This is a genomic window from Vibrio salinus (assembly GCF_021272385.1).
GTDB lineage: Bacteria > Pseudomonadota > Gammaproteobacteria > Enterobacterales > Vibrionaceae > Vibrio > Vibrio salinus.
The window spans coordinates 961,206-985,817 of sequence record NZ_JAJSDZ010000010.1 but is presented as its reverse complement, the minus strand read 5'-3'; the positions used below and the strand labels follow the sequence as shown (position 1 = coordinate 985,817).

General features: G+C 40.0%; 33 protein-coding genes and 1 pseudogene. 15 read left to right on the top strand and 19 right to left on the bottom strand.

The window, feature by feature from the left end; all coding sequences use genetic code 11:
* Window positions 1-11 precede the first annotated feature (11 nt).
* Genes LRQ06_RS18090 through LRQ06_RS18080 form a run of 3 tightly spaced genes read right to left on the bottom strand, consistent with a single transcriptional unit; the run spans window position 12 to window position 1,242 of the window.
* Entirely contained in the window at window positions 12-485 is a 474-nt protein-coding gene (locus tag LRQ06_RS18090; RefSeq protein ID WP_232768440.1) for a lysis protein, read from the bottom strand.
* Window positions 473-1,045, bottom strand: coding sequence for a lysozyme (locus tag LRQ06_RS18085; RefSeq protein WP_232768439.1), 573 nt, complete (start codon window positions 1,043-1,045; stop codon window positions 473-475). Before LRQ06_RS18085 ends, LRQ06_RS18090 begins: the two co-directional genes overlap by 13 nt.
* Window positions 1,042-1,242, bottom strand: coding sequence for a phage holin family protein (locus tag LRQ06_RS18080; protein ID WP_232768438.1), 201 nt, complete (start codon window positions 1,240-1,242; stop codon window positions 1,042-1,044). Before LRQ06_RS18080 ends, LRQ06_RS18085 begins: the two co-directional genes overlap by 4 nt.
* A 356-nt stretch (window positions 1,243-1,598) precedes the next feature.
* On the opposite strand from LRQ06_RS18080, the gene LRQ06_RS18075 reads away from it, so the two are divergent.
* Window positions 1,599-1,841, top strand: a complete 243-nt coding sequence (locus LRQ06_RS18075) for a type II toxin-antitoxin system Phd/YefM family antitoxin (protein ID WP_232768437.1) — start codon at window positions 1,599-1,601, stop codon at window positions 1,839-1,841.
* Window positions 1,842-2,059: 218 nt separating this feature from the next.
* Here the strand turns inward: LRQ06_RS18075 and LRQ06_RS18065 are convergent, their stop codons facing one another.
* Window positions 2,060-2,644, bottom strand: a complete 585-nt coding sequence (locus LRQ06_RS18065) for a hypothetical protein (RefSeq protein ID WP_232768436.1) — start codon at window positions 2,642-2,644, stop codon at window positions 2,060-2,062.
* 418 nt (window positions 2,645-3,062) lie between these two features.
* On the opposite strand from LRQ06_RS18065, the pseudogene LRQ06_RS18060 reads away from it, so the two are divergent.
* A pseudogene (locus LRQ06_RS18060) lies at window positions 3,063-3,245 on the top strand (type II toxin-antitoxin system RelE/ParE family toxin); the annotation flags it as partial.
* Window positions 3,246-3,326: 81 nt separating this feature from the next.
* Here the strand turns inward: LRQ06_RS18060 and LRQ06_RS18055 are convergent.
* The 10 genes from LRQ06_RS18055 to LRQ06_RS18010 form a co-directional block, all read right to left on the bottom strand.
* The gene (locus LRQ06_RS18055; RefSeq protein ID WP_232768435.1) at window positions 3,327-3,614 is read right to left on the bottom strand and encodes a hypothetical protein; all 288 of its coding nucleotides are present in this window, start codon (window positions 3,612-3,614) and stop codon (window positions 3,327-3,329) included.
* A gap of 54 nt (window positions 3,615-3,668) precedes the next feature.
* Window positions 3,669-4,154, bottom strand: a complete 486-nt coding sequence (locus LRQ06_RS18050; protein ID WP_232768434.1) for a hypothetical protein — start codon at window positions 4,152-4,154, stop codon at window positions 3,669-3,671.
* 182 nt (window positions 4,155-4,336) lie between these two features.
* Entirely contained in the window at window positions 4,337-4,744 is a 408-nt protein-coding gene (locus tag LRQ06_RS18045; protein WP_232768433.1) for a GNAT family N-acetyltransferase, read from the bottom strand.
* Window positions 4,745-4,866: 122 nt separating this feature from the next.
* Window positions 4,867-5,268 (bottom strand): hypothetical protein, encoded by a 402-nt coding sequence (locus LRQ06_RS18040; RefSeq protein ID WP_232768432.1) that lies wholly within the window; start codon window positions 5,266-5,268, stop codon window positions 4,867-4,869.
* Window positions 5,269-5,560: 292 nt separating this feature from the next.
* Complete coding sequence (locus tag LRQ06_RS18035; protein WP_232768431.1) at window positions 5,561-5,962, bottom strand: antiterminator Q family protein; 402 nt, start codon at window positions 5,960-5,962, stop codon at window positions 5,561-5,563.
* A 16-nt stretch (window positions 5,963-5,978) separates the two neighbouring features.
* Window positions 5,979-6,437: a VRR-NUC domain-containing protein gene (locus LRQ06_RS18030; protein ID WP_232768430.1), complete on the bottom strand. Its 459-nt coding sequence runs from the start codon at window positions 6,435-6,437 to the stop codon at window positions 5,979-5,981.
* Window positions 6,438-6,523: 86 nt separating this feature from the next.
* Window positions 6,524-7,246 carry an ATP-binding protein gene (locus LRQ06_RS18025; protein ID WP_232768429.1) on the bottom strand — a complete coding sequence of 241 codons (723 nt, stop codon included), beginning with the start codon at window positions 7,244-7,246 and terminating at the stop codon, window positions 6,524-6,526.
* Complete coding sequence (locus LRQ06_RS18020; RefSeq protein WP_232768428.1) at window positions 7,243-8,013, bottom strand: helix-turn-helix domain-containing protein; 771 nt, start codon at window positions 8,011-8,013, stop codon at window positions 7,243-7,245. Before LRQ06_RS18020 ends, LRQ06_RS18025 begins: the two co-directional genes overlap by 4 nt.
* Complete coding sequence (locus LRQ06_RS18015; RefSeq protein WP_232768427.1) at window positions 8,010-8,351, bottom strand: hypothetical protein; 342 nt, start codon at window positions 8,349-8,351, stop codon at window positions 8,010-8,012. Before LRQ06_RS18015 ends, LRQ06_RS18020 begins: the two co-directional genes overlap by 4 nt.
* Complete coding sequence (locus LRQ06_RS18010; RefSeq protein WP_232768426.1) at window positions 8,348-8,803, bottom strand: YmfL family putative regulatory protein; 456 nt, start codon at window positions 8,801-8,803, stop codon at window positions 8,348-8,350. The genes LRQ06_RS18015 and LRQ06_RS18010 overlap by 4 nt, the downstream gene beginning before the upstream one ends.
* A 341-nt stretch (window positions 8,804-9,144) precedes the next feature.
* Here LRQ06_RS18010 and LRQ06_RS18005 point away from each other — a divergent pair, with 341 nt between their 5' ends.
* The 12 genes from LRQ06_RS18005 (at window position 9,145) to LRQ06_RS17955 (ending at window position 18,152) form a co-directional block, all read left to right on the top strand.
* Window positions 9,145-9,882 carry a S24 family peptidase gene (locus LRQ06_RS18005; RefSeq protein WP_232768425.1) on the top strand — a complete coding sequence of 246 codons (738 nt, stop codon included), beginning with the start codon at window positions 9,145-9,147 and terminating at the stop codon, window positions 9,880-9,882.
* 13 nt (window positions 9,883-9,895) lie between these two features.
* A complete protein-coding gene (locus LRQ06_RS18000; RefSeq protein WP_232768424.1) occupies window positions 9,896-10,612 on the top strand; it encodes a HipA family kinase in 717 nt (238 codons plus the stop codon).
* Window positions 10,609-11,445, top strand: coding sequence for a DUF3037 domain-containing protein (locus LRQ06_RS17995; protein WP_232768423.1), 837 nt, complete (start codon window positions 10,609-10,611; stop codon window positions 11,443-11,445). The genes LRQ06_RS18000 and LRQ06_RS17995 overlap by 4 nt, the downstream gene beginning before the upstream one ends.
* A 533-nt stretch (window positions 11,446-11,978) precedes the next feature.
* Window positions 11,979-12,353 carry a hypothetical protein gene (locus LRQ06_RS17990; RefSeq protein WP_232768422.1) on the top strand — a complete coding sequence of 125 codons (375 nt, stop codon included), beginning with the start codon at window positions 11,979-11,981 and terminating at the stop codon, window positions 12,351-12,353.
* A gap of 33 nt (window positions 12,354-12,386) precedes the next feature.
* On the top strand, window positions 12,387-12,776 hold the full coding sequence (locus LRQ06_RS17985; protein ID WP_232768421.1) for a YfdP family phage-associated protein: 390 nt from the start codon (window positions 12,387-12,389) through the stop codon (window positions 12,774-12,776).
* Window positions 12,777-12,828: 52 nt separating this feature from the next.
* Entirely contained in the window at window positions 12,829-13,647 is an 819-nt protein-coding gene (locus LRQ06_RS17980) for a DUF2303 family protein (protein ID WP_232768420.1), read from the top strand.
* Between the two features lie 61 nt (window positions 13,648-13,708).
* A complete protein-coding gene (locus tag LRQ06_RS17975) occupies window positions 13,709-14,275 on the top strand; it encodes an ead/Ea22-like family protein (protein WP_232768419.1) in 567 nt (188 codons plus the stop codon).
* A complete protein-coding gene (locus LRQ06_RS17970; protein ID WP_232768418.1) occupies window positions 14,272-14,436 on the top strand; it encodes a hypothetical protein in 165 nt (54 codons plus the stop codon). The genes LRQ06_RS17975 and LRQ06_RS17970 overlap by 4 nt, the downstream gene beginning before the upstream one ends.
* Window positions 14,437-14,451: 15 nt before the next feature.
* On the top strand, window positions 14,452-15,996 hold the full coding sequence (locus tag LRQ06_RS17965; RefSeq protein ID WP_232768417.1) for a DNA cytosine methyltransferase: 1,545 nt from the start codon (window positions 14,452-14,454) through the stop codon (window positions 15,994-15,996).
* Between the two features lie 10 nt (window positions 15,997-16,006).
* A complete protein-coding gene (locus LRQ06_RS17960) occupies window positions 16,007-16,657 on the top strand; it encodes an MT-A70 family methyltransferase (RefSeq protein ID WP_232768416.1) in 651 nt (216 codons plus the stop codon).
* A 135-nt stretch (window positions 16,658-16,792) separates the two neighbouring features.
* Window positions 16,793-17,035 carry an excisionase gene (locus LRQ06_RS21270; RefSeq protein ID WP_373054841.1) on the top strand — a complete coding sequence of 81 codons (243 nt, stop codon included), beginning with the start codon at window positions 16,793-16,795 and terminating at the stop codon, window positions 17,033-17,035.
* Window positions 17,010-18,152 (top strand): phage integrase Arm DNA-binding domain-containing protein, encoded by a 1,143-nt coding sequence (locus LRQ06_RS17955; RefSeq protein ID WP_232768415.1) that lies wholly within the window; start codon window positions 17,010-17,012, stop codon window positions 18,150-18,152. Before LRQ06_RS21270 ends, LRQ06_RS17955 begins: the two co-directional genes overlap by 26 nt.
* A gap of 244 nt (window positions 18,153-18,396) precedes the next feature.
* Here the strand turns inward: LRQ06_RS17955 and LRQ06_RS17950 are convergent, their stop codons facing one another.
* The 4 genes from LRQ06_RS17950 to LRQ06_RS17935 form a co-directional block, all read right to left on the bottom strand.
* A complete protein-coding gene (locus LRQ06_RS17950) occupies window positions 18,397-19,284 on the bottom strand; it encodes a LysR family transcriptional regulator (RefSeq protein WP_232768414.1) in 888 nt (295 codons plus the stop codon).
* A gap of 84 nt (window positions 19,285-19,368) precedes the next feature.
* Window positions 19,369-21,063 (bottom strand): SgrR family transcriptional regulator, encoded by a 1,695-nt coding sequence (locus tag LRQ06_RS17945; protein WP_232768413.1) that lies wholly within the window; start codon window positions 21,061-21,063, stop codon window positions 19,369-19,371.
* An 81-nt stretch (window positions 21,064-21,144) separates the two neighbouring features.
* Window positions 21,145-21,375 carry a DUF3389 family protein gene (locus LRQ06_RS17940; RefSeq protein ID WP_232768412.1) on the bottom strand — a complete coding sequence of 77 codons (231 nt, stop codon included), beginning with the start codon at window positions 21,373-21,375 and terminating at the stop codon, window positions 21,145-21,147.
* 11 nt (window positions 21,376-21,386) lie between these two features.
* Window positions 21,387-21,818 carry a hotdog fold thioesterase gene (locus LRQ06_RS17935; RefSeq protein WP_232768411.1) on the bottom strand — a complete coding sequence of 144 codons (432 nt, stop codon included), beginning with the start codon at window positions 21,816-21,818 and terminating at the stop codon, window positions 21,387-21,389.
* A 198-nt stretch (window positions 21,819-22,016) separates the two neighbouring features.
* Between LRQ06_RS17935 and LRQ06_RS17930 the strand changes: the two genes are divergently transcribed.
* Window positions 22,017-22,583 carry a PhnA domain-containing protein gene (locus LRQ06_RS17930; RefSeq protein ID WP_232768410.1) on the top strand — a complete coding sequence of 189 codons (567 nt, stop codon included), beginning with the start codon at window positions 22,017-22,019 and terminating at the stop codon, window positions 22,581-22,583.
* A gap of 209 nt (window positions 22,584-22,792) precedes the next feature.
* Here the strand turns inward: LRQ06_RS17930 and LRQ06_RS17925 are convergent, their stop codons facing one another.
* On the bottom strand, window positions 22,793-24,445 hold the full coding sequence (locus LRQ06_RS17925; RefSeq protein ID WP_232768409.1) for a methyl-accepting chemotaxis protein: 1,653 nt from the start codon (window positions 24,443-24,445) through the stop codon (window positions 22,793-22,795).
* Window positions 24,446-24,612 lie beyond the last annotated feature (167 nt).

Sequence of the window (24,612 nt, the reverse complement as noted above, 5' to 3'; positions counted from 1 at the left end):
ATCCGGACTACTCAAAATCTTAAACACTGGGTTTTTATGTAGTTCTGCAAATAACTGACTTGCCCGTTTACTTCTTCGATTTTTCGTCTGAGACGGAGATAATTTTGCTGAGCGGCGTCAGTAAGTCGGGCGGTTGCTGCATGGCCCACGCTTCCGGTGGTACCGGCTTCGGACAGCTCTGGACATACTGCGTTGACCCGCAACCGTTTAGTGCTGTCAGCAAGGCCAGACTCAAGCTCGTCGATTTTATTACGTGCATTTGTCATTTCCTCTGCATGCTGCTTACTCAATGCGGAAAAGTCAGCAATTAACAACTTCTGCTTCTTAGCTGTGTCAGCTAATGCAGTAATCTGTGACTGAGCGTTTTTATATTTCTCTTCCAGACTGTTAGCCCGGCCCCGTTCATACATATACAGCATAATGAGCAGCAAAAACGTAATGGTACAAATCGCCGTACCGATCACTTTAAATTTTATTGAAGACATAAGGCAGTCTCTTTGCTTCGTCTGGTAACTAAACCTGGTAATTTTTTACCAGCGCCATAAACCCAGTATTTCAGCTCTCCACAGGCAGCTGTGAATTTATGGGCCACTAGTTTTTTGTAAATACGGGTGTAGGTTCCGTTTCCGTTTTTCTTAAAGCGAGTACAACCGGTATTAAAGATAAAAGACACAAATGCATCTTTCTGGCCCTGTGTTAAAAGAGAAATATCAACGGATGATTTAAGGCAATCTTGCGCCCTGATATTGTTTCTAACCCAATCAATTGCGATCTGTTCATCTGTTTTCGATTCCCGGGTTACGTTGTGGGTGTTCCCAATACCATCAGTATCCAAGCCAGCAGGACATTTGTACGGACTACGGCGGCATGATTCAGCATTGCCGATCAGCTCTAATGCTTGTTCTGAAATAAACAGCGTGCCGATTTTCTCACCACTGATTACAACATCACCAACCGGTTTGTTTTTATCTGTTACTGAATGAGAACCGATGACAACCGCAATAATCGCCATGACAGAGCATGTGACCGTTTTTACCCGGCTCATTGATCCGCTTCTCCACGCTCAAAAGTTTTTTTCTTCCAGTGCCAATTCATCCAGCCAGTAAAAATCGTTCCAAGAAAGCAGATAATCACAGTCCACCAGTCCGGCGTTATTGCACCGAGCCATGAGAAAATTCCTACGAGCCATGCAAAGGCAGCATTCCACGAATATGAGACGGCGCTTGATATTTTGTCAGACATACGCATATCCACCCCCATGACGGGTGTCCTAAATGTTTTTTCTTTGGGAAATAAAAAAGCCGCCGGTCGTGAAACCAGCGGCTTATGAAATGAATTTTAGAATTTTAAGTGTAAAACTCCAATTGTGGTTATATTAACACACAAAACTCGTTGCGAATAAAACTTTTTATCCCATTATATATCACATTTCTCGACGGGCTGAGGCTGAATACCACCACCAAAATGCTGATCGTTGCAGTCAATTTGACCGATTGTTTGTTAGTTGACTTTTCATACAAATCGCACGATTTAATTAAATTAACCATTTCATGCGATCAACTATAATCTTACTGTAATTCCAGATTTGGAGATTGAACATGCACACATTAACAGCAAATGATGCCAAGCGTAACTTTGGTGAACTCCTTCTTAGCGCCCAACGTGAGCCAGTGAAGATTAGCAAAAACAGTAAAGATACCGTGGTAGTCATGTCTATCAAAGACTATGAAGAGCTAGAGGCAATGAAAGCCGATTACCTTAAACATTGTTTCGAGTCAGCCAAACAGGACTTGGCACAAGAGAATGTAGTTGATGGTGAAGATTTCTTAAGCACCTTGTAACCCATTATGCAAAAGAGTAAATACAAACTAAGTAAATCAGCTCAGGATCATTTAAGAAAAATCAAAAGCTATACCATCAACAATTTTTCTGAAATGCAGTGGCACAACGACAAAGACATATTACTTGTAGTAACTTATACTCGATCTTACATATCCGCTGGTTGGTCACGACTAGATCACACAGTAGGCCTGCTGATATCGTAACTCACAATTGGACATTAACGTGTTTGCTTAAGAGCATATAATAAGTAATGTTTCTTTCTATTGTCATCGATCGCTAAAGACGATCTCACAATACCTTCACTTTCGAGAATTTGAGAAAGATCTTTCCAAGTCTCAGAGCTATTCTCGTCGATTTGACTATCTCGCCACCACCCTTCCCAATTATCCTTTTCAGTGATAGCTAATAGTAAAATATAATGAGGCAGTTCATCAAAGCGATGTTCATACTTGATTGACTGAGCCCTCTTAAAATCTTCAATTAGTCCATTACCTGAGTCTATATCAAAAAACTTTTTCGCTTCCACAGTCATAATAAAGCGATTTTCTACAATCACATGTAAATCAACTCTCGCGTGTTTCTTGCGTGATTTTGGCCTACCATCAACACTAAAGTTGCTAGCCTCTGGGTAAATTAGCCAGCTTTTTTGTAGACACTGAGATGCAAAATGAAAAGTGAGATTCGCTTCTTGGATTCCGTTTTTCTCTGGATTAATTACGGGCGTGTTTACCTTTAAATGTTGTTCCAGTGCTGCTGCAGTCGCATTGATATTATCCACAACATCTTTTATTACATGATCCATAGTAATCCTAATTTCGATTGTTATAGTAATCTGCTGCGCTAACAAGCGTTTTTCGCATATGTTCTCGCAAATAAAGTGGTTCAAGTACTGTCGCTCGATCACAAACTGACATACAGCGTGTCGAGTACTTGTGCGTTATTGGTTTCGGAGGGTTTGAGGATACTCCCCATTGGCATTAACACAATCTTTTGATTTTTAATTTCACCAATAGTTGTTCCTGCATAATGCAGGAACAACTTCTACAGAGTGAACTTCCCATCTATTAAAGATAAGTTCCGTTTAGTTAAAATTAGAGCGTGGTCGTGTGAATAATATTCAATGTTAACGTGAAAAGGGGCAGAACCGATTTAGGGCAACCTGTCAGATCTAGTCACATCGAGGTAACGAAAATGACAGATTGCATTAAGACTAATTCATATTACTAACTGGGTTTCAAATACTCGCCGACAACCCATCCATAGGTCATAGTTGCGATGAAATTTATCCAAGCGGTTTTTACTTTCCGGTAGGCAAGCACACCGCTTACTTTACAAAGGAAGACGGCTTTATTTTAGTTGTGGCTATACTCGGCCAATCGCAGCTTCCACAAAACCACTTGTAATTAAGATATCACCAGTTCCAGCCTATCAAAGCAAAATTGCCAGGCGTTGGGAATCACTCTTAACTGCTTGTTATACAAAAATTAAACGTTTTCTAAGCGCCATTTAGCCGCTTCCAATTCAGCCTTTGTAAACAATGTCGAATATTTAGGATTTATCATTATGCCTTCAACAGTAAGATTGAGTTTTCCCAGTTTTTTAAGTTGTTTAAAACCTGACTGAAAATCCCCCGAAACAACAAATGCTTTTGCCACATCGACTGGATGACTAGTAGCTATCATCTCTTCAAATCTAGATGGGCGATAACCTAATACATAACACTGTTTAATTGCCTCTCTGATTTCTGAGGCAAATTCGTCCTTTATAGTCACATTAACACCCCTTTTCGTATAACGCCTTGCTCAGGGGAAAAGTGGAGCAATTTGTTATGCATTTTTATCTTGAGGCATATGCTCTAATCTCAGCATGCTGTCTTTAACGGAACCTAAATCTTCTCTGTGTCTCTCTAATTCCTTTTGAAGAAACTTAACATCACTTCCAGTTGCATTAACCATAGACTCGATCCGCTCTATTAATCTTAAGAGGTTCTTATTTTCTATCAGTAAATCGTTAAAATCTCGCTTTAAAGTGTCATAACGAACATCAGATCGCTCTTTGTCTTCCAACAATGCTCTAAAATTTACCCTATGTTTTTCAATCTCAACTCTTTGCTCTTCAAGCATACTTTTATATTTACTTTGCAAATCGTCAATATTCGTTCTGTGTTGTTCAAACAACTCTTTATACCCATTAAGAGTTGTTCTATTCTCCTCGAGACTTCGCTTGAAAACGATCCAAATAGAAATCGCTAGTACAACTAAGCCCGCTAATGACGGAGATTGTTCCAACAGGATTTTAATTGCATCGTCCATCTAAGTTCCCCAATTTATAAAATTCAATTTTACCGCTAAAGACAGATCTTGGCCCTTTGCATACGCTCCAGTCAATTGCGCTGAACACTTAAACTAAAACATGTGAAAATTCTTAAACAGCAACCGCAGCGTTTAACAGCGTCAATTGCACTGGCTTGTTATGTAGCGATGCCTAATTTATGTTAATGGTCATTTCCTGCATAAACCCACATAGGTTCAGTTTTGCCTGCCCTTTCAAAACCTAATGCTCGATAAAAGTCCACAGCATCACCATCAGCCGTTAACATTTGCTGATGAAAATCCTTGTATATGGTTTGCATTAACTCCATAATTTTCCGTCCAATTCCAATACCTTGATAATTGGGATCGACAAGCATATGTGGGTAATAGACCACAAGGTAACCATCAGAGATAGCATTACCAAGACCAACTAACCGACCGTTTATGCGTGCAGTAACAAGCGTATCCGAGTTCAACAATGCTGGTAACAATTTATTGGGAACTTTTGCTGACGACCATCCATTTGCTTGATAAAGAGCAACAACCTCTGATTCTTCTATTTCTTTACTAATTTCTACCGATACTTTCATATTTCCTCTAGCAACATAACGTCGAATTCAATGGTGCATAAACACCGCTATTACAAAGAACAAGTAGCTTAAAACCAAGAATGCCAGACGTTATATGCATCCATTGAAATTTCTTGTTATAACTACGAAAACATATTCCGTAGCGATTTAAATGTATATTCTGCTTGATATGCATGATAACAAGATAAAATAAGTCCAATGACTGAAACTGTAATACCAATACTATTTGCAATAGTGTGGCTATAAATATTGCTGAAATAGCCTGCTAAAAAGATACCGCCCAAGACTAAGCCATGACCAATTACAATCCATACCATACGTTTGAGCAATTGCGACCAATGTCCTCTATAACTTGGAATTGCAAACATTTTTGATGCTATATCGTATGATAATCCGCCACCAGCCAAAATTACTGTAAATAAAAAGTAACCATTAAAAGATGCACTTTCTGGAACTGCAAAATTTAGAAGATATAAATATCCGGAACTTAAAAATAACCAAAAACACAATACTATCCACTTCACTAATTATGTACTCCTTAGCTAGGTAGTTATAACAATTTAATATACCGAAAAATTCGTTATAGTTTCCGCAAAAAATGCAGCATAGCATCCCTATAATATATAATTCACATTATCATAAGATGATATAATCATTGACGATTAAGGTATGAATTAACTTGATCATCATCAGAAAAAGCAGAAGTATTCGTATTAGTTAATTTTAGATACAAACTATTACTTTACTGTCTTTTTATACAGTTCAATAGAACAAACAGATTGAGAACATTAACTGAAGGAGAAGCAACACTTGTCCTCACTCAATAGAAATAGGCTTCCCTACTTCATCTTGCTCAGTAAGACGGCCAGCAATAAACGTTTCCATTAGCATCAAGGCATTTCTGACCTTTGCCTCAGAAACCTTTTTATCATCAGCTTTTGTGGCCCTTCTCGCTATCTCGCAATTACTCATATTGTAAACATAGCTGAGTAGGAAAAATGACATCGGACGAGGATTGTTATGGTCATACATTTGGGCCACCATCCGATCAATATTCAGTGCATCTTCATCAGAAATAGGATTAACGTAGCCCTTAATTTCTCTTGGTAGTACATTTGATAAACCACACATTTCGGTGTACCAGCCAACGCCTGATTTATTGTTAGCCCACGCTCCCCACGATCTGAGAATTTTTCGTGTTGTTTGTAAGTCTCTCATTTCACCACTCCCGACGTTACTCTCGCGATAACTTTCCAGTCAGATAATCAGTAACCACCGCTCTCATCTCGTCCACGCCATAACAGAAAACAAATAAATACCCTTGTTCAGTTAACCTGGCTTGCCATTTCAATTGGGAGTCAGAGATTTTTGATTTGTACGGCTTCGGAGCCTTAGCTTCAATGCGTAGTCCATGGTATCCGCAACGGGCAACGTCAAGAATGTAATCCGGATATCCACTCTGTACACCAAGTTTCTTTAAATCTCCCTGTGCCTTCCAGCCGCGTTTGGCCTCATTAGGAACATGAGTAAGATGCTCACCAACTTTGACACCACCTATAGTGGAGTATTGAGCCCATTCTACAAACGCGGCACATTCTTCCATTTCCGGCTCCCTGCGTTTTTTCTTTAAAGTTTCTCCGGATTTTCTTAACTCTCCGAGGCTCATTGAAACGTCATAAATTCTCGTATCCATTACTTAACTTCCAGTAAACGCTTTTCAAACTTTTCCTGAGTTTCTTCAGGTTGTGCCATTTCGATATTTGAATTCATGGTCGTCCCCTACTTCCTGAAACTTTCCCAATTGAATGAAAGCCAGACACCCGAATTACTTTTCATGCGATCCATAATTCTAGGTCCTAACAAATCACTGATACTTTGCTGGCCATCATTGGACTGATACGGCAAATTCGTTAGCATTCCGGTCGGTCTGTACCGACAAACACGTTGATCGATAATTTGATTAAGCATCAACTTTTCAGTGTCTGTGTTTCTCTGTAGCCCTATTTCGTCAATCACCAACAAATCAAAGTCAGCCATTGATTTAACAAACTGGTCTTCTGAAATCTGGCTGCCTGAGCCATAACATGCCCGGAGTTTTTGCATAAGCTCGGTAACCGTGATAATCAGGCATGAGTATTTTCTTTTGAGCAAAGCATTGCAGATTGCTGCAGCGAGATGATTTTTACCGGTACCGGTATTTCCGCTGAAAATAAAACCGGTCCCGGCGTTAGTGTCGAAATTCGTTATGTACTGACTCGCAAAACTTACTGCTTCGTGTTGTGAAGAGTTGGTGACCAGATAGTTTTCAATCGAACACCCCTGATACATCGCTAATATTCCGGACCGACCGATAAGCTTTGAAATTCGATAATTCGCCAACTGAGCACGAAATTGATCATGTTGTTTCGCTTCGTCCTGCTCGCGCAACCGTTTCAAGTCATCCCATGAATATTTGAGATTTCCCTGGGCAGCTCTGGCTCTGATTTCTTGCATGATGGTCATAGCGATGTTCTCCAGCCGGGAGGCGCGGAGAAATCATTTTCTGAGCTAATGGAATTAATATCCGGTTTCCCGAATTGCTGCCTGTCACGCTCAAGCCAATACACTTCAAAGCCACACCAGCCTCGCTCCACACACAAACTCAAAACATCGTCCACACTCATGCCGAGTTTTTCCCTCGCAAGTTTGAGTTTTTTTGCAAATCGATTGACTGCCGTTTGAGTCAGTGGTGATTTTTTTCTGTCACGAACGGTTTTCCAATCTTTCAGAATTTCAGGGGCTGGTTGTTCAGGCCACAAGGAAAAATCAAGTTTGGTTTTTTTTGTGTTATTTTTTTTAATAGTTTCTATGACTGGTTCTACTGACTGGTTCTGAGTACCGTTTTTGGGACTATTCAAAGTACCGTTTTCGGGACTATTTAAAGTCCGTTTTTGGGATGGTTCCGTTTTTGGAATGATTCCGTTTTTGGGACTATTAGAACGAAGGGATATTTGTTCATCAATTTCAATCAAATTTAGCTGATAAACCTTAACTCTCTGAGTTGCCCCCTTCCGTTCTCCGGTGTCCCTCAAAAGACCTGCATTAATCAATTTATCTATGCCTGACATGATTGTTTTTCTGTTCAATCCAGTATCTTTAACAAGCCTTTCGATTGACGGATAACAGCAATGATATTCATCAGCACGATCCGCCATCGAAAGAAGCAGTAATTTTAAGCTTGCCGGCTTTATATTTAACGACCAAGCCCAATCATTTGCAGCCCTGCTCATAATGCCACCTCACAAATAGTGCTCATAGAATGAGTTTTGTTCGCTGCAGGCATGTCAGAAATAAAATAATCTACCTTTCCGGATGCGTGCTTCTTCATCTCAACAAAGCCAATGTCTTTAAGCTCCTTCAGAATGGCATACACACCATCTTTCCCGGTTCTCTTTTGCGTTCCCTGCGTAACACCGACCAAATGCTCAATATTTACTGTCCAGTTATCCGGTTTCGATAAAATGTATGAAAGCAATCCCATTGCCTGAAAAGATAACCGGTTATCGGCATAGACTGAGTGGGACATTACGCTGTAGTTGCGATCACGCCTGGCTCTTACAATGCTCATAGTTCATTCTCCGAATACAAAGCATCAAGTTTGATCATGAAAGCCTCAAAGGTTGACTGGTATTCATCTTTGAGAGCCGATATTTTTCTTCGCTCTTCAGCGTCAAAGACACCATCAGCTTTTGCTTCCTCGATGGTTTTATCCAAAAGTCCCTTAACTGCATTTAACTGAAGATGGCAGTCAAACATGTCTACACTGTCTAATTCAGCCAGACTCGGCTTAGGGACAACGAAACAATTAACCCTTTCTGCGAAATACTCGGCGATACTGGATGACTTTCTTAAGTCAGCGAGTTCCACCAGCTCATCGACATTAAAAAATCGAGAGCCTTTTTTTTCATACAAATGGTTATTGAAGCTATCAACTGACATCCCCAAAGTAGCCGCAACAACTTCTTTTCCACCGCTAACACCTGCAATGGTTTTGTTTATCATTTCTTTTTTGTTGGTCACCACATAGCTCCAATATTGGTGGTTAATAACAAAAGCCACTTGTGAAATAATTACTTCATCTCGGTAGCTTCAATAGCTGAATTTTTTTGAATCGACCGTTCGACAAGGTTTCAATTTGTTCTGCATAATTTGTTTCCCCGGTATATTCCGTTCGAGGCAGAACACCTTTTTCACACCATTTGTAAACAGCTCGAGCACTAACATTGCAATGCTTGGCTATTTTTTGAACACCGATTGCCGTTATAGCTTTTCTTAACACATATACACCTTTTAAACATGAACATTTAGTACATAGTACAACAGAACTGAAAGTACACTCAAGACGTTTTATTATTGAACCTATGGTACATAGTGAAAATGTGCGGTTAGAATTTTCTCAGCGGCTTGCACAGGCCTGCGTAGATGCTGGGATTGGAGAACATGGTAGAGGCGTAACTATTTCCAAACAGCTTGGAGTCACACCCAAAGCTGTAAGTAAATGGTTAAACGCCGAATCGTTACCCCGTCAAAATAAAATGTCTGAGTTAGCTGACTTTCTCGGAGTAAGCCTCTATTGGCTGCAATATGGCAAAGAAACAGCTCAGGAAACAGGCAATGCTGAAATTTTAGGCAATATGCAAACATGGGATAACAAAACCCCATTATCAGAAGATGAAGTAGCTATTCCTTTTTTATCAGACATAAAGCTTTCTGCAGGTAACGGGTTCGTAAATGATCTGGAACATGACAACGGTTTTCGTCTTCGCTTCGCTAAATCCACACTCCGCAGGTACAACGTACTACCTGAACATGCAGTTTGCGTAGCAGTTACTGGAAACAGCATGGAGCCAGTTCTTCCTGATGGCTCAACTGTCGGTATTAACTGTGGTGACAAGGCACTAATAGATGGAAAAATCTTTGCCATAAACCATAACGGTGAATTATTTATTAAGAAGCTATACAAACTACCAGGCGGTGGTTTAAGGATATTTAGTTTCAATGAGATTGAATACCCACCTAGGGAATACACAAGCGAACAGATAAAAGAACAAAAAATCACGGTTATTGGTCGGGTGTTCTGGTATTCCGTAATGTTATAAATGGTTGAGACAGATGGCTAAGCAAGATGAAATATGCATTTCTCAGGTTATCCGTGAAATGAAGCAAGGACGAACAACTCCATATCTGTGTAAAGATGATAATCAAAACCAACATATCGTAAAGGGTGAAAATGCTACTCGAGAAGGATTGGTTAAAGAATGGATATGTGCCACATTAGGTACCGAATTCGGCTTACCCATCCCCAATTATTCAGTTGCGTGGGCCGACACTCCACTACAAAGTAAACGTGACTTGTTTGAATATAATTTTGCGTCCAGTTTTATTGAAAATATTCAGGATGTCACGCCTTCAACCCTAAAAAATCTTGATCAGCAACTTATCAATGATCTTTATATTTTTGATTATTGGATACAAAATGCGGATAGAAACCTAACAGGTTTTGGCGGTAATCCAAATTTCTTTATTCATCAATCATCTGGTAAACCTGTTGTTATAGATCACAATTTAGCCTTTGACGCCGACTTTGATATCAAGCAACATAAGGCTCTTCATGTCTGTTCCACAAAAAAGAAATGGGCTACATTGTTTGATATAGAGCGCCAGAGATACGAAGAATTATTTGCAAAGTCATTACTTGCTTTAGACGCTGCTATTAACTCCGTCCCTGATGATTGGTTGGAAGGCTACTCTCTGGAAAAAATTGATGCTGAAATTAAACCTATACTTAATAGATACAAATCTGATGACTTTTGGGAGGCAATAAAATGAAAGCATTCGTTGAATATGCAGTTGTACGTTTCATGCCGTTCTCAGAAACACAGGAATTTGCAAATGTAGGTGTAGTCATTTGGAATAGCGAAAAAAGAGAAGTGCTAACCAAACTAGCACCAACACCATTTAGCCGGATCAATAATTTCTTTGATGACTTAGACGGCAATCTATACAAGACAGCCCGTCATTTTATGGATCTAGAGTTACGCAGAATTCAGGAATACGCTCGGGATGCGGACCCAACTAACCTTGATACAATCATGAACGAATTAACCCGACAACGTGAAGGAGTTATGACGTTTAGTGAATCAGGAATGATGTTAACTGAGCAACCACAAAAAGCACTTGAAGACCTTTATAGTACGTTTATAGGAAGGGATCTGAAGGTACCAAAAGAAATTCGAGAACGAGTTATGGTTCGGGAATTAAAAAACAGTTTTCGTAAACTTCCTTTTGAATATAAAGAGCATTCTCTTGCTACTAATTTCGGACAGTTTAATGTTCCGCTAGCTACTGAGGTTGACACTAAGTTAAGAGCAATCAAGCCTATGGCCTTTAACCAAAACAAGCCTATAGAGATAGCCGATCACGGTGACAAATGGGTTTCTCGTGTCAGACACGCGTTAGATGCCCAGACTATTGAGCCATCTAATTTCTTGTTTACGATTGAAAAGCCAAAATCAAAATTAGATGAAGCTCTGAAAGCTTTTGAATCGGTAGAGAAAGGAATGAAAGCTTTAGGTGTTAACATTATCCCGTATGATAGAAAAAGTGAAATTCTTAGATTTGCCACCCCAGACATTGATTCTAGAGACTTTGAACTTCGTTAATTAACATACAAATATATTTCAGCAAAAACCGCTTTCATAGCGGTTTTTTTATACCCACCGAATAAAAATGAACTTTTAGTACTTTACTTAAATTGAACTTATGGTACATTTATGAGCATCAAAACGGAGAAATTATTCTCAAACTGACATGTTCTTTAACAATACGTACTATGAACGATTATCCCGGCGGTTAATCTACCGGGCCAGGTTCACTCCGAGTAATCCAGTGACGGAGGACAGAAATTCACTGAAACAGACTTGTGTGCCACTAATGGCGACCGGGTGTCTTACCTATAGATAATGGAATGGCATTTGCTGATATGGCTTAACCGAGTGGATGACCCAGTTATGTACACAACCCCGCCTGTCTCGGCGGTTAGGTAGAGAACTATTTGGCTTTAGAAACAGAGCTATTTTGAAATCCCTTTAATGCTCGGACAGTGGACTAAGGAATATGCCGACAAAGCCTAATGAAACTGCATTAGAGGAATTTCACAATACCCAACCACTGCACCACCAGCAAGGATAACGTCATGTTAAATAAACCTGTTCAGGATAATATCGATACTATCCCCACCCTACTAATTCAGAACTATCAGGACTACCTTACAAAAGGTATTTTTCAAATGTTCCATAACCGGGAATTCTGTCATTCAAGCATCGGCGATTTCTTTCAGTACCTATGTAAAACTGATGGCGGTGCCCAGTTAATGACTGGATTGATAAAGCATTTAATCACTATGCCTATTAATCCAAATGACCCCTCTCAAACAGTCTTGTATCAGCAGAAGCAATATCTGTCTGACTATCTCAAAAAGTTTGTTCAGGAAAATGATGATCGTTTCTTTGCTGAGTTCCTTGAGCAATTGAAAGAACAACCAATCACCATTTCAAGCCTGATCGATTAATCCACCAGCACTTTAACCACAAGAGGACTTTCTATGTCTGAACAGGAAAAAGGAAATTTGAGTATTGAAGAAACCAACACCAATTTTCCAAAACTTATGCAAGATCTTGACGCAGGTGTAATTGCCAATGTTGTCGGTCTTGCACTGACTAACGTTGCTCGCGCGGTTTCTCATAACGATAAACCGGGCGAAGTTAAGTTAAATATGAAATTAAAGCCAATGGGTACCAATAATGAAATGGCTGAAATTGCATGTTCAATTTCAGTAAAAGAACCTAAGGCAAACGGTAATAAATCGGAAGATTTTAAATATACCTCCCTCGCATTTATAGGCAAAAACGGCAAGCTGACTTATGACAGGCCAATGGAAGACATTAAAGGTCAGTTAAATCTTAACGATCGTAAACTACAAGAAGTCCGCTAATCCCCCCTCTACTGTATTTTTTAACCACACATCTATCAAAGAGAAAAACATCATGGATAAATCAGCAATTATGCAGATCCAAGAGACTGCTAATATCCCAGAACTGCTCAAACAATTAGAAACCGCCAAATTCCCGGTCGCAGTTTTTCCGAAAGATTTCTACGTTGAAAGTCTTGAACAGTTTATGCCGGAGCGAAATCAATTTCGTGGTTGGATGAAAACGGCAAATATCGATGAATTCATCCGGTATAACGAAAAATACGCGCAACCGGGTAACGAATGCTTTATTGATGCTTCCAAAATGACAGGAAGAACCATTTTTGACTTAGGCACAAAGGAAAATCCAGGACACTGTTATCACAAAGCATCCTTGGCCCTAAAAGCTACCGCCGCATTCAATGCATTGACTGCTATCAATGAAGAACGTTGCGGGCAAAAACAACTGGCCGAATGGATAGAAGACTATGCTGTTTTCTTAGAAGTGTTCGCCGTTGATGGTTCGAAAATAGAAATTCCAATTGCATCAGCAGCAGTTCGAAATATGAACTTTGAAGCCAGGGCTGGTAGAGAGTCAAGTGTTGATGATTTCAGCCAACGACAGTCCGAATATGAATCAATAGCTGTCCGCACCAAAGACGAACTTCCAATGCCAGCCGTATTTAAATTTAAATGCGAGCCCTATCTCGGTCTCCCTGAGCGGGTATTTGAGATGCGTATGAGCACAATCGGTAATGAAACGTTAATTTTGCGGATTAAAAATCTTGAACAACATCAGGAGGAAATGGGTGTTCAGTTCATGGATATTCTTACTGGCAAGTTCAAAGAAGAAGAAATCGACGTAGCTACATTTATCGGTTCTTTCAGCGAATAGCCTCAATAACAAGGCTGCTTGTGGCCTTGTTTATTTCTACAGATATTCACAGTTAGAGGTAATGATGGAATGTGAAATCCCGTATTTCCTAATGGAAATGTCAAAACAAATGCGCAAGCAAAACAATCGCGGAACAGCTGCTCCCATATGGCAAGTTAGGTGCAAAGACTACGTTGCTACAGAAGAAGGGATTAATGAGCATCATATTGAAATTATGGATATGAACGGTCAGTGCGTATATCGCTCTGATATGGATGCATCTTTCGAATCTTTTGCATCCTACCTACTCAGTAACCATAAAAGTTGGTGCGATGAATGGTGTGACCTTTATGACGTAGTGAATGACTCAGGAAAATATGAAAAACGTGCATTCATTAACTCTTTTCTGGCCTATTTTAATCCCTGTATTGATGAGCTGCCGGTTGATTTATCTTTGATTCACTGTCAAGAAATCGAAAAGGTCATATCCACCCATTTAACCGAAGAAGATGCAAACTGGTTTATAAGGCGTAAACAGCACCATCACCCTAAGTTATACACACATGTCGAATCAGCTTATTGGTCCCCACAAATGAAAGAGCTTAGAAAATGGATTATGAGCCTTGCTGAGAAGGAACAACAGCCATGAAAGACACCGATATAATCGAAAATCTTACAGGCAAGCTCGAACTGGCTGAATCAGACAAAATAACTCTTATATCCACTCTTCAAAATCTCTTATCAAATCACTCAAAAAAATCAATTGCTGACGCAAAAAAAGTATTAAATCAATTTTCTGCTCAGCAATAATTCAGGAATTTAACAATGTTACTACCAGGTGAAATAGTAGTTGATAACTTCGCCGGTGGCGGCGGTGCGTCTACCGGGATGGAATTGGGGCTGAACACTCATGTAGATATAGCAATAAATCACGATCCAGCAGCCATTGATATGCACAAAATGAACCATCCAGAAACAAAGCATTATTGTGAGTCTGTTTGGGACGTTGATCCTGTAGAGGCCTGCGCCAGTCGCCCGGTCGGTTATGCTTGGTTTAGTCCGGACTGCAAACATTTCAGTATCGCTAAGGGCGGCAAGCCAGTAGAAAAAAATATACGTGGCTTGGCTTGGATTGTCATTAAATGGTGCGCGCTGGTTCCTGTGCGTATCTTTAATTTAGAAAACGTCAAAGAATTTAAAGATTGGGGGCCGTTAATAGAAATAGAACCCGGTGTTTTTAAACCCGACAAGAATAAAAAAGGAGAAACTTTCAGGGGGTTTTTAAAGGCACTTACAATCGGATTAGAAAAAGATAGTCCGGTATGGAGTGATATCTACCACTCATTATTTCGCTGTAAATACGATATAAATCAGAAGCTAAAAATATATAAGGCCATTGTAAAAGGTCTAGGCTATACGCTTGAATATAAGCTAATTAGCGCAAAAGATTATGGAGTTCCAACAACCAGGCTTCGTTTGTATATCGGAGCTAGGAATGATGGACACAAAATACATTGGCCTAAACCAACACACGGCCCGGACGGATCTGGATTATTACCTTACAAAACCACGGCTGAACATGTCATAGACTGGTCTCTTCCTGTTCTAAGTATTTTTGGACGTAAAAAGCCTTTGGCTGAAAAAACCATGCAACGAATTTTTAAAGGCATTAAGAAATTTGTCATTGAAAATGAAAATCCGTATATCGTTTCTGACCGTCACAATATTTCGTTTATAACAGAACACGCAAACGGCTCAAGCCAGAGAAACATGCCAATTGATGAACCATTAAGAACCATTTGTGCAGAAGTAAAGGGCGGTCACTTTGCCTTAGTCTCAGCAACAATTGATCGCCAGTTCGGAAACAGTGAAGGAAACCGCATTGACGAGCCTCTTGGAACCATAACCTGTGGCGGCGGCGGGAAATGCGCACTCATAACAAGCCATATTGTAAAAATGCGTGGTGACAATGTTGGTCACGGAGTGGATGAACCACTTCATACGATTTCAGCCGGAGGCTTCCATTTAGGCGAAGTTAGAGCTTTTCTAATGAAATATTATGGAACTGGTGAAGGTGAATCTTTAAATAGTCCATTAGGGACGGTAACAACTAAAGACCGTTTTGCTTTGGTTACGGTGAAAGGAGAAAGTTATCAGATTGTAGATATAGGCATGAGAATGCTACAACCTCACGAACTTTTTTCCGCCATGGGTTTTCCGAAAGATTACAAAATATCTCATAACAGCAACGGTAAAAAACTATCAAAAAGTTCACAAGTAAACAGGTGCGGTAATGCGGTTTGTCCTCCAGTAGCACAAGCTCTGGTTGAAGCCAATCTACATATCACACCTAATCAAATTGCAGCATAGGCAGCAAATCATGAACCAACACTATCAACCTCTAAGGCATCCAAAATGCTTTAGTGGTGAATTTGTCGATATATTCAATACAGATAAAAAATACACGCTCATTTATGCCGATCCACCATGGAAGCTAAACAGTATTAAAACTGGCGGCTCAATGAAATCCGGGGCTGCAAATCAATACCCAACAATGGATTTGTACCAATTAATGTGTTTACCGGTTCGTTACATGCTTAAGCCGGATGCTGTTTTGGTTATGTGGTATCTGAGTTCGATGCCGGATGAAGCCCTTCAACTTGCAAAAGCCTGGGGATTTAAAAAATTCTCAAACATAAACGGAATTGTTTGGGAAAAGCTCACCAAAAATGGAAAAACGAATTTCGGAATGGGTGCTCATACTCGCGCTGGTACTGAATCGGCTTTAATTGCTTACAACGGAAGCCGGGAGCGGTTAATCAGAGATAAGGGCGTCAGTAACCTGATTAAAGCTCCAATGCCTATTAATCCAGAAACCCGGGAATACATTCACAGCGCAAAGCCACCAGAAGCATATGAAAGGATTGATCGCTTATACGGTAAACACATTGAACGAATAGAACTTTTTTCGAGAAAAAGGCGGATTGGTTGGGATTGTTGGGGTAATGAAGTGAAAGAGGAGTATACATGAAAATAAGCTTTTACAGTTTTAAGTAATCGCCAGAACGTAAACAAATACCTTTCCTACATTTAATTAAAAATTTCCCAATCTCTCACCCACCGTATTCATGAGTTTTTATTGCCGAAACTTCCAACGGAGATCCATATGAAATACATGCCCATTCGTGAATGGTTTCAAAAAACCTTTTCCTTCGTCCCAAGCAGCGGAACGATTACATCGTATATAAAGACGAACCAAATCCAACCGAAGCCAGTTAAAATGGCCGGCCGGTGGATGGTGAAATCTGATGCAGTTTTTACCGGTCTACCCCAATCTCAGAACAAATCAATATCAGACCCCCTTGTAGAAAGGATCTTTAAAAATGGCTGCACGACCCCGAACTCATAAAATAGATGTAGAAAACTTATACCAGAAATTAGATAAGAGAAGCGGCAAGGTTTATTACCAATATAGGGACCCAAGAACCGGTAAATTTCATGGCCTTGGATCAGACAAGAAAAAGGCTATCCTGGCCTCGAAAGAACTTAACCGTTTAATATATGAGCAACTAACAGAACAATATCAGCATATCATTAACTCAAACCAGGTAACTATCAAAACAACCGGTATATCTACAGGCAAATGGTGTGAACGATATTTATCAATTCAAAAAGAAAGACTCACAGTTGGTGAAATCGTTGAATCCACGTTTAAGTCTAGAAGATCTGCCATTAACGTATTAATTGGAAGGTGTAAAACGACTGGAATAAAAGAGCTTGATACAAAAACTCTGGCAACAATCATCGATGAGTACAAATCTGAAGGCAAGTCTAGAATGTCGCAAGTACTTAGATCGGTATGGATCGACTTATTCAAAGAAGCTCAACACGCTGGAGAAGTTGACGCCGGATATAACCCAGCTTTAGCCACCAAACCTCCAAGAGTTGAAGTCAAAAGAGAAAGACTCAAAGAATCTGACTGGCCTATCATATATGAAAGCTTACTCAAGAACGCACCAAGATACACCACAAATGCAGCCTTGTTAGCATTAACAACGGGATTGCGCCGGGAAGATGTTTGCGCACTGAAATTCAGAGATATTAAAGACGGTTTTCTTTATGTAGCGACGAGCAAATCAAAAAGAAAAACCAAGCTTGCCTTTCCTCTTGAGCTGACAAACCCGCTTATTAATAGAAGTCTTGGAGAGATAATTTCAGATTGTCGACAAAGCGGTGTTGTTTCTAAATACGTTATTCACCAGACAAAACGTGTGTACACGGTCAAGCCCGGTGACAGAGTTGACGTAAACAGGGTAACCCACCACTTCGCTATTGCAAGAGATTTAACTGGCTTAAAATGGAAAAACAAACCTTCATTTCACGAAATAAGATCATTGGCTGAGCGATCGTATCGTAAAGTTGGGATTGATACTCAGGTTCTATTAGGCCACAAAGATCGCAGAACAACGGATAGATATGATGACATGCGAGGTGGTGAATACACAATCATTCAAATTGCAAAGTAGTGACGGTGTAACCATTTTCGGTAAAACCACACCAAATACAATCCCCCACCCAAATACTGCTGTAGTTTTGGAGGGGAAATTTTGGAGGAATTTTGGAGGGGATTTTTTAATAATAAAAATCAGCCAGTTACAAAAACCTAGTATGCTAATCATGCACATAGAGCTCAATATAATCAAGCTTATACAAGCATTTAGCTAAAACAAGCTGTGATATAAGGCACAAACTATTCAAACATTTGAATAATCACATTAATTTCCAGTGTTTCTTCAAATATTGAATGCACCATGATTTAGCCTCGCCGATTTTATTACGTCGCCATGCCATAATTATGTCGGTTGTTGTCTCTTGTGAACCATCGATAATTTTAAGTCTTTCCTGTTTCATGTATTTCTCAGCGACCTGCTTAGGTATTGTCCCAATACCTAAGCCATCAATTAATGCCCTGCATTTTGCATCAAAATTCGTGACCGTTAATCTTGGCTGTTTGTGCAGGATATTAACACTGATTGCCGGTTGTTCTATAGCAGTATCGGCAATAGCAATAACCCGGAATTTTTGCCGGGCCTGTTCATCAAATACGCCCTTGCGCTTGTGGATATAATGATTGGTTGCTGCGACCCAAACCATTGACATCTGACCTATTGTTTCAGATTTTACGTCATGAGGTAGTGAGTCTGTTTTAGGACAGACTAATAAGTCGGCTCTGTCCGTTGCCAATGACTCCCAACACCCTGCTAATATTTCTTCCTGAAGTCGGACCCGGGTTTTACTGACATTCCCGAGAGCATCAACAAGAGGAAAGAATGTTTCAACCGGGACAATTCCGTCGTAGGCCAGAGCGATATCCAATTCCCAGCCATTCGCCAGTATCGTTGCATCATTCACTAATTTATCGGTTGCATTCAGAATAGCTCGTCCACTTTCCAGAATAAGTTTTCCTGCTTCCGTAAAATTCGCTTTATGACCTGAACGGTCAAATATCATGATATCAAGATCCTGCTCCAGTTTCTGAATTTGATAACTTAATGAGCTGGGGGCCCGGTTTAGTTCATTTGCCGCTGCCGCAAAGCTTCCCCTGCGGTCAATTGCATCAAGTATATGCAATGCTTCTAATGTAATTGGACTATGCAACGTTACTACCCTTTAGTTGTGCGACGAAACTGACAATGCAAATCAGTAAAAAACAGCAGATCACCATTGGTATCATTTAACAGGTTAAATTTCAGGTTTAACCCAAACATGGCAAAAATCAAACCATCCTAATGCATTGCATTTAGCATTTTGCAGAGAACCACACTGGTCGTGATTAACACCCATCCAGACATGAAACAGTGGTACCAGTTGTTTATTCTCAACAAGCGATTTCCCGAGATCCATTGCCGGAAAAGGTCTGGATAACTGGCTTCTCCAATCATCAATCATATTACGCCATAAATCAAAATGCTCCGGTACACTCATTGAATGAATATCCGAATAATTTAGTAACCAGCCGGCAATCGCATCATCACGATAATTTGATATTCCCATGGCTTTTACCCAGATATCAATGCTATCTACATCCTCCAGCTCATGTTCGTAACGAATAAGTTCAACAGTGTGGCCATCGGATTTAAGAATAGATTCAATATAACTGATAATCTGAGGAAACATCGGATGTTTGGCATGATATGCTATCCTTACCGGTCTGTCATTATAAGGAACCGGGCTGATAACATCGCAGCTCGTTGAAGTATGGTACCAGCCTGGTTTAAGTCCCAATGCAGGCACAATACCTAACTCGACGATTGCTTGCTCAGGCAATGCTCTGAAAAGAGACAATGCATTCAGCCGGTTTGTAAAATAATCGGCCCATGCTAAATCTTTTGCTAATCCGTTTTTCCTGTTTAACAGCAGATGTAAACAGCCGGGATCAAGGCTAACATCCTCTTCTACAGACCCTCTTTCCATTTTTAAAGGTTTGGTTAAACTAGGAAAGACTAAGGTCGAGTGTGCTTCATCAATCACACAGACTTCAACCCTATCTAATAATGGCCTGAATCCAAAATAACCGTCAAACGCATCCAGTACCAATCTTTTTTCATCATTATGAATGACTTTGTACGGACCGGTTCCGACTGGTAACTGATCGTAATCTTCAGAACGTTGCTCACAACTTAATACGATTTTAGCGCAAGACTCTGTTAACCATAAATCCAGATAGTGATCCGGTTTTTTAAGGTGTATATCAATAATCCAGTCACTAACGGCAATAACATTTTCAATGTGAGAGAAAAGAGGGAATGGTTTCAGGGCTGTGATACTTTCTATAACATGTCGGATCGTCAACAGTTCGCCATTATGAAAACGGACTCCCGGTCTTAAATAAAAACGCCAGTGTTCAGGTGAAATCTGTTGCCAGAAATGAGCAATATCGGGACCAACGTTATCATGTTCATCCAGTGTTGTTAATCCGCTGAAAACCTGCCTGACAATATGTTGTTCAGAACGGCGCATGTTAATTCTGGGACACAAACGGGAAAGTGGCCGATAATAAGGAAGACGAACAACCTGTTGCCCTTCCTGCTGTTGAACTCCAAGATAGTTTTGTATTACCTGAGTTAATTTAGTGGCATCATTATCCAGAACCGTCAGAGCTTGACTAAATTTGCCTTCCTCTAAATATCGTCTTGCTAAGTTCTCACTGATTTCATTCCGGCTTTGCTTAAAAATGAGTTTAGATAAACGTCCGCGTCCAGCCGCCGGATACCATTCAATCCACCCTTGTTCTTCCATTTTGTTCAGAACAATACGGGCATTCCGTCGGGTACAAAAAAGTAAATCGGTAATATCCTCTAACTGAATAGAGGTATCATGTCCCTGACAGTGTTCAAATAATGATTCAAATTGAGAACGAAGACGCTGGCTACTCATAAAAGCGGAAAACCTTATTTTAAACAATCAAGACGATTTTCCCCATTTTAATTCAGACAAACAAGTTTATCGATCAAGAAATTATAAAATTTCAACGCCAGTCTCTTTAGAGATTAAACAAAGTTGCTCTTGATTATCTAATGTCAAAGACCATTTTGCATCACCAGAATTTGCAGCGATAACACAAGCATCTCCGTACAGTGTTATCGTATCTCGGTATGCTTGCATTGTTATTCCCCCTGACACGGAAACTCTGATAACGATTTCCATGGGGGTGACAATGATTTTTCCTGCTGAATAATTGATAACCACCAGTTCCTCTCTTACTTACTTCCTTTAACTTTCATTACGGCCACAGTAAGACGGCTTGTACAAACAAGTTGATGTTTATCGTTATGTATGTTGATTTGCCATACCTGAGTTTTAGAACCAATATGCACAGGCTCAGCAGTCCCGGTCACCATTCCATTCCTGACCGCCCGGATGTGGTTGGCATTGATATCCAGACCAACACAGAAAGAGTCATCATGAACACAAAAATTTGCGGCAACCGATCCAAGTGTTTCCGCCAAGACGACTGACGCACCACCATGAAGCATACCCAATGGTTGGTGGGTTTTTGCGCATACCGGCATAGTCGCCTTTAGTAATGAATCTGTAACTTCACTATAGCGGATACCCAGATGTTCAATCAGCGTATTTTCGGATGTCTTATTTAGTACATCTAAATCAATATCCTTCTTCCAAATTTTCATCCGTTATTTAAGCCCTTTTTTATGGTTAGTCATGTTACATATGCAAAAAAAGACATTCTACCAGCAACTTTTCCTTATTCATCACTTTGCTAAATAAAAACTGGTGAAACCTTCATTGTGAATTTTTAATTTACCCTCTTTTATTCATGGCCGTAATATGCATAATACGACCTCTTTTCCAAGTTTAAGGCTAACATTATGTCTACCGAAGCAACTCTTCTTGAACGTTGTGATTCAAAATGTGAATTGTGTGGAGCAACGTCGTCTCTATCTCCATTTGTGGTTGCGCCACATACACAAATGACAGTCGATCACTCAGCTATGCTATGTGATACATGCAAATCTCAGATTGAAGCTCCGGACTCTATAGACCCAAATCATTGGCGATGCTTAAACGACAGCATGTGGAGTCAGGTGCCTCCGGTACAGGTTTTAGCCTGGCGTCAGCTTAAAACGCTTGCAGAGAAAGAACAATGGGCTACGGAACTTCTCGACATGATGTACATTGAAGAAGACGTAATGAACTGGGCTATCATCGGAATGGATGATGATGCTGAAAAACCGCGTGATGTAAACGGTGTTGAACTAAAGAAAGGTGACGACGTAACAATCATCAAAGACCTACCAATCAAAGGTTCTTCTCAGGTTATCAAACAAGGTACCGTTGTACGCGGCATAAGCCTCGCAGACGATCCAAAACTTGTTTCTGGTAAAGCAAACGGCCAGTCAATGTACATCATCGCAGAGTACACTCGTAAGAAATAGGATTTTTTACAGTCATTTACATGGATAAAGGCGCTACATTTAGCGCCTTTTTTGTTGGAAAGCTGAGAGAAAGGTAACGCTGTAACTTTAAGTTGTATTTAACGATTCTTAGTCACCCAAAAATCTTATAACAATATTAAAATGGCCTTTTATACTGCTGAACGAATGTATGATTTTATACACCCGGTGACCAGAAGAAATAAGCTAAATCAATCTTTAAGTTTGAAAGAACTGACCAAGTCATCTAACTGGCCAGAAAGCTGCAGCAACTGAATGCTGGCTGTTGCCATGGTTTCTGCATTATCAGCTGTCTCTATGGTTAATTGATTAATATCTTCAACATTTCGATTAATCTCCGTAACCGTTGAAGCCTGCTCTTCGGTCGCAGTAGCCATTTGGATATTACGATCATTTATTAACTCGATATGAACATCAATTTGTTGTAATGAATGGTCGGCATTGTCAGCTTGAGCCACTACCATATCGCTTTTTTCTTTACCCTGAGACATCGCGGAGACAGCTTTATTCGACTCTTCCTGGAGTTTATTAATAACTTCTTGTATTTCCTCTGTTGATTCTGCAGAACGACTGGCAAGATTTCGAACCTCATCTGCAACGACAGCAAAACCTCTACCTTGTTCTCCAGCACGAGCTGCTTCAATTGCAGCATTAAGAGCCAGCAAATTTGTTTGCTCCGAAATACTACGTATGGTTTCCAGAATAGAACTGATGTTTTCAACCTGAGTAGCTAATGACTGGACAACTCCTGTTGCATGAGTAAGTTCGCTTGAAAGGACATCTATCTGAGTGCGAGCCTCACCTATCACCAGGCTGCCTTCCTTAACTTGCCTTGTTGTCTCTTTAGCTTCTTCAGCAGCTTGAGCGGCATTACCAGCGATTTCCTCAACGGTTGCACCTAACTCTGTGATTGCTGTTGCAACCTGAACTGAATTATCTCGCTGAGAAACACACTTTTCTTGAGTCTGCCTGGCTCTCTCCGCTACCTGATTTGCAGTATCGGCTAAGACAGAAGAGCTGGTCGCGACTTTCTCGACAGAATCATGAACCTTGCTTATAAAAGTATTAAAGCTTTTGGCAATGGAAGCCAACTCATCTTCACCTTCCAATTCCACTCTAATATCTAATGCCATGTTGTTGGCAGCATAGACTATAGGATCTCTTAATAAACTCACTCTTCTACGGAGACTTAATATGATAAGAAAAGAAATCATCACGGATATGATTATCGTAATACTGATAATCATTCCCATACGAAGAACTCCGGAGCTATAGCTTTTCTGACTTGAGGAGTATAGCTGCTCAGCCTGTCCTAACAGTGAATCTAAGATCTGATTGGTTTGTTTTCGCATAACTCCATAAGACTTAGCATACTTGTCTCTATATATTGCCTTTGCCTTATCAAGTTGATTATTTTCAAGTGCTTTTAGCATCGGAGTGAGCTCTTCTCGAATAACATCCTCAAATTTTGATGCCAACAGCTCTACTTCTGCTCTACGTTCATCATCAACTTGAGCACTGATAGCGTGTTGCAGTGCATTTTGCATTTCAGGGATGTCTTCTTCACGAGTTTCTTTGACTCTTGTTAAAACCCCTTTTTTGTCTTTTAACGAGGTTTCTTGCAATAGCATCATGTCGATACCGACACGCATTCTAGGAATACGAGATGCTATTTCGGCCATCGAACGCATTGGCGAAGAAGTACTCTGATAGAGTTTTTTACCTTGTTCTTTAATAAATGCCATACTGTTAAAACTTGCCCACCCTACAATTAGCAACGCAAAAGTAGGCAAGAGAACAGCAATTATCATTCGGGTTTTCAGCGTTAGTTTGTTAAACAACATAGGCCATCCTATTTTATAAAGTTCGTCAAACAAATATTTAACTTCATTAAGTTTAAATTTTAACAACTTTTACAATATATATTAGTTAACTTTTAAACAATAAATCACCAGAAAATCAAATCGGTGACTAAGAAATCGAATAAGAATGACAATCTGGTGACCAAAAG

Bases quoted from the DNA above. Each gene is read 5' to 3' on its own strand.
- LRQ06_RS18090 (WP_232768440.1), bottom strand. From the start codon at position 485: ATGTCTTCAATAAAATTTAAAGTGATCGGTACGGCGATTTGTACCATT.
- LRQ06_RS18085 (WP_232768439.1), bottom strand. From the start codon at position 1,045: ATGAGCCGGGTAAAAACGGTCACATGCTCTGTCATGGCGATTATTGCG.
- LRQ06_RS18080 (WP_232768438.1), bottom strand. From the start codon at position 1,242: ATGTCTGACAAAATATCAAGCGCCGTCTCATATTCGTGGAATGCTGCC.
- LRQ06_RS18075 (WP_232768437.1), top strand. From the start codon at position 1,599: ATGCACACATTAACAGCAAATGATGCCAAGCGTAACTTTGGTGAACTC.
- LRQ06_RS18065 (WP_232768436.1), bottom strand. From the start codon at position 2,644: ATGGATCATGTAATAAAAGATGTTGTGGATAATATCAATGCGACTGCA.
- LRQ06_RS18050 (WP_232768434.1), bottom strand. From the start codon at position 4,154: ATGGACGATGCAATTAAAATCCTGTTGGAACAATCTCCGTCATTAGCG.
- LRQ06_RS18045 (WP_232768433.1), bottom strand. From the start codon at position 4,744: ATGAAAGTATCGGTAGAAATTAGTAAAGAAATAGAAGAATCAGAGGTT.
- LRQ06_RS18035 (WP_232768431.1), bottom strand. From the start codon at position 5,962: ATGAGAGACTTACAAACAACACGAAAAATTCTCAGATCGTGGGGAGCG.
- LRQ06_RS18030 (WP_232768430.1), bottom strand. From the start codon at position 6,437: ATGGATACGAGAATTTATGACGTTTCAATGAGCCTCGGAGAGTTAAGA.
- LRQ06_RS18025 (WP_232768429.1), bottom strand. From the start codon at position 7,246: ATGACCATCATGCAAGAAATCAGAGCCAGAGCTGCCCAGGGAAATCTC.
- LRQ06_RS18020 (WP_232768428.1), bottom strand. From the start codon at position 8,013: ATGAGCAGGGCTGCAAATGATTGGGCTTGGTCGTTAAATATAAAGCCG.
- LRQ06_RS18015 (WP_232768427.1), bottom strand. From the start codon at position 8,351: ATGAGCATTGTAAGAGCCAGGCGTGATCGCAACTACAGCGTAATGTCC.
- LRQ06_RS18005 (WP_232768425.1), top strand. From the start codon at position 9,145: ATGGTACATAGTGAAAATGTGCGGTTAGAATTTTCTCAGCGGCTTGCA.
- LRQ06_RS18000 (WP_232768424.1), top strand. From the start codon at position 9,896: ATGGCTAAGCAAGATGAAATATGCATTTCTCAGGTTATCCGTGAAATG.
- LRQ06_RS17995 (WP_232768423.1), top strand. From the start codon at position 10,609: ATGAAAGCATTCGTTGAATATGCAGTTGTACGTTTCATGCCGTTCTCA.
- LRQ06_RS17990 (WP_232768422.1), top strand. From the start codon at position 11,979: ATGTTAAATAAACCTGTTCAGGATAATATCGATACTATCCCCACCCTA.
- LRQ06_RS17985 (WP_232768421.1), top strand. From the start codon at position 12,387: ATGTCTGAACAGGAAAAAGGAAATTTGAGTATTGAAGAAACCAACACC.
- LRQ06_RS17980 (WP_232768420.1), top strand. From the start codon at position 12,829: ATGGATAAATCAGCAATTATGCAGATCCAAGAGACTGCTAATATCCCA.
- LRQ06_RS17975 (WP_232768419.1), top strand. From the start codon at position 13,709: ATGATGGAATGTGAAATCCCGTATTTCCTAATGGAAATGTCAAAACAA.
- LRQ06_RS17970 (WP_232768418.1), top strand. From the start codon at position 14,272: ATGAAAGACACCGATATAATCGAAAATCTTACAGGCAAGCTCGAACTG.
- LRQ06_RS17965 (WP_232768417.1), top strand. From the start codon at position 14,452: ATGTTACTACCAGGTGAAATAGTAGTTGATAACTTCGCCGGTGGCGGC.
- LRQ06_RS17960 (WP_232768416.1), top strand. From the start codon at position 16,007: ATGAACCAACACTATCAACCTCTAAGGCATCCAAAATGCTTTAGTGGT.
- LRQ06_RS21270 (WP_373054841.1), top strand. From the start codon at position 16,793: ATGAAATACATGCCCATTCGTGAATGGTTTCAAAAAACCTTTTCCTTC.
- LRQ06_RS17955 (WP_232768415.1), top strand. From the start codon at position 17,010: ATGGCTGCACGACCCCGAACTCATAAAATAGATGTAGAAAACTTATAC.
- LRQ06_RS17945 (WP_232768413.1), bottom strand. From the start codon at position 21,063: ATGAGTAGCCAGCGTCTTCGTTCTCAATTTGAATCATTATTTGAACAC.
- LRQ06_RS17935 (WP_232768411.1), bottom strand. From the start codon at position 21,818: ATGAAAATTTGGAAGAAGGATATTGATTTAGATGTACTAAATAAGACA.
- LRQ06_RS17930 (WP_232768410.1), top strand. From the start codon at position 22,017: ATGTCTACCGAAGCAACTCTTCTTGAACGTTGTGATTCAAAATGTGAA.
- LRQ06_RS17925 (WP_232768409.1), bottom strand. From the start codon at position 24,445: ATGTTGTTTAACAAACTAACGCTGAAAACCCGAATGATAATTGCTGTT.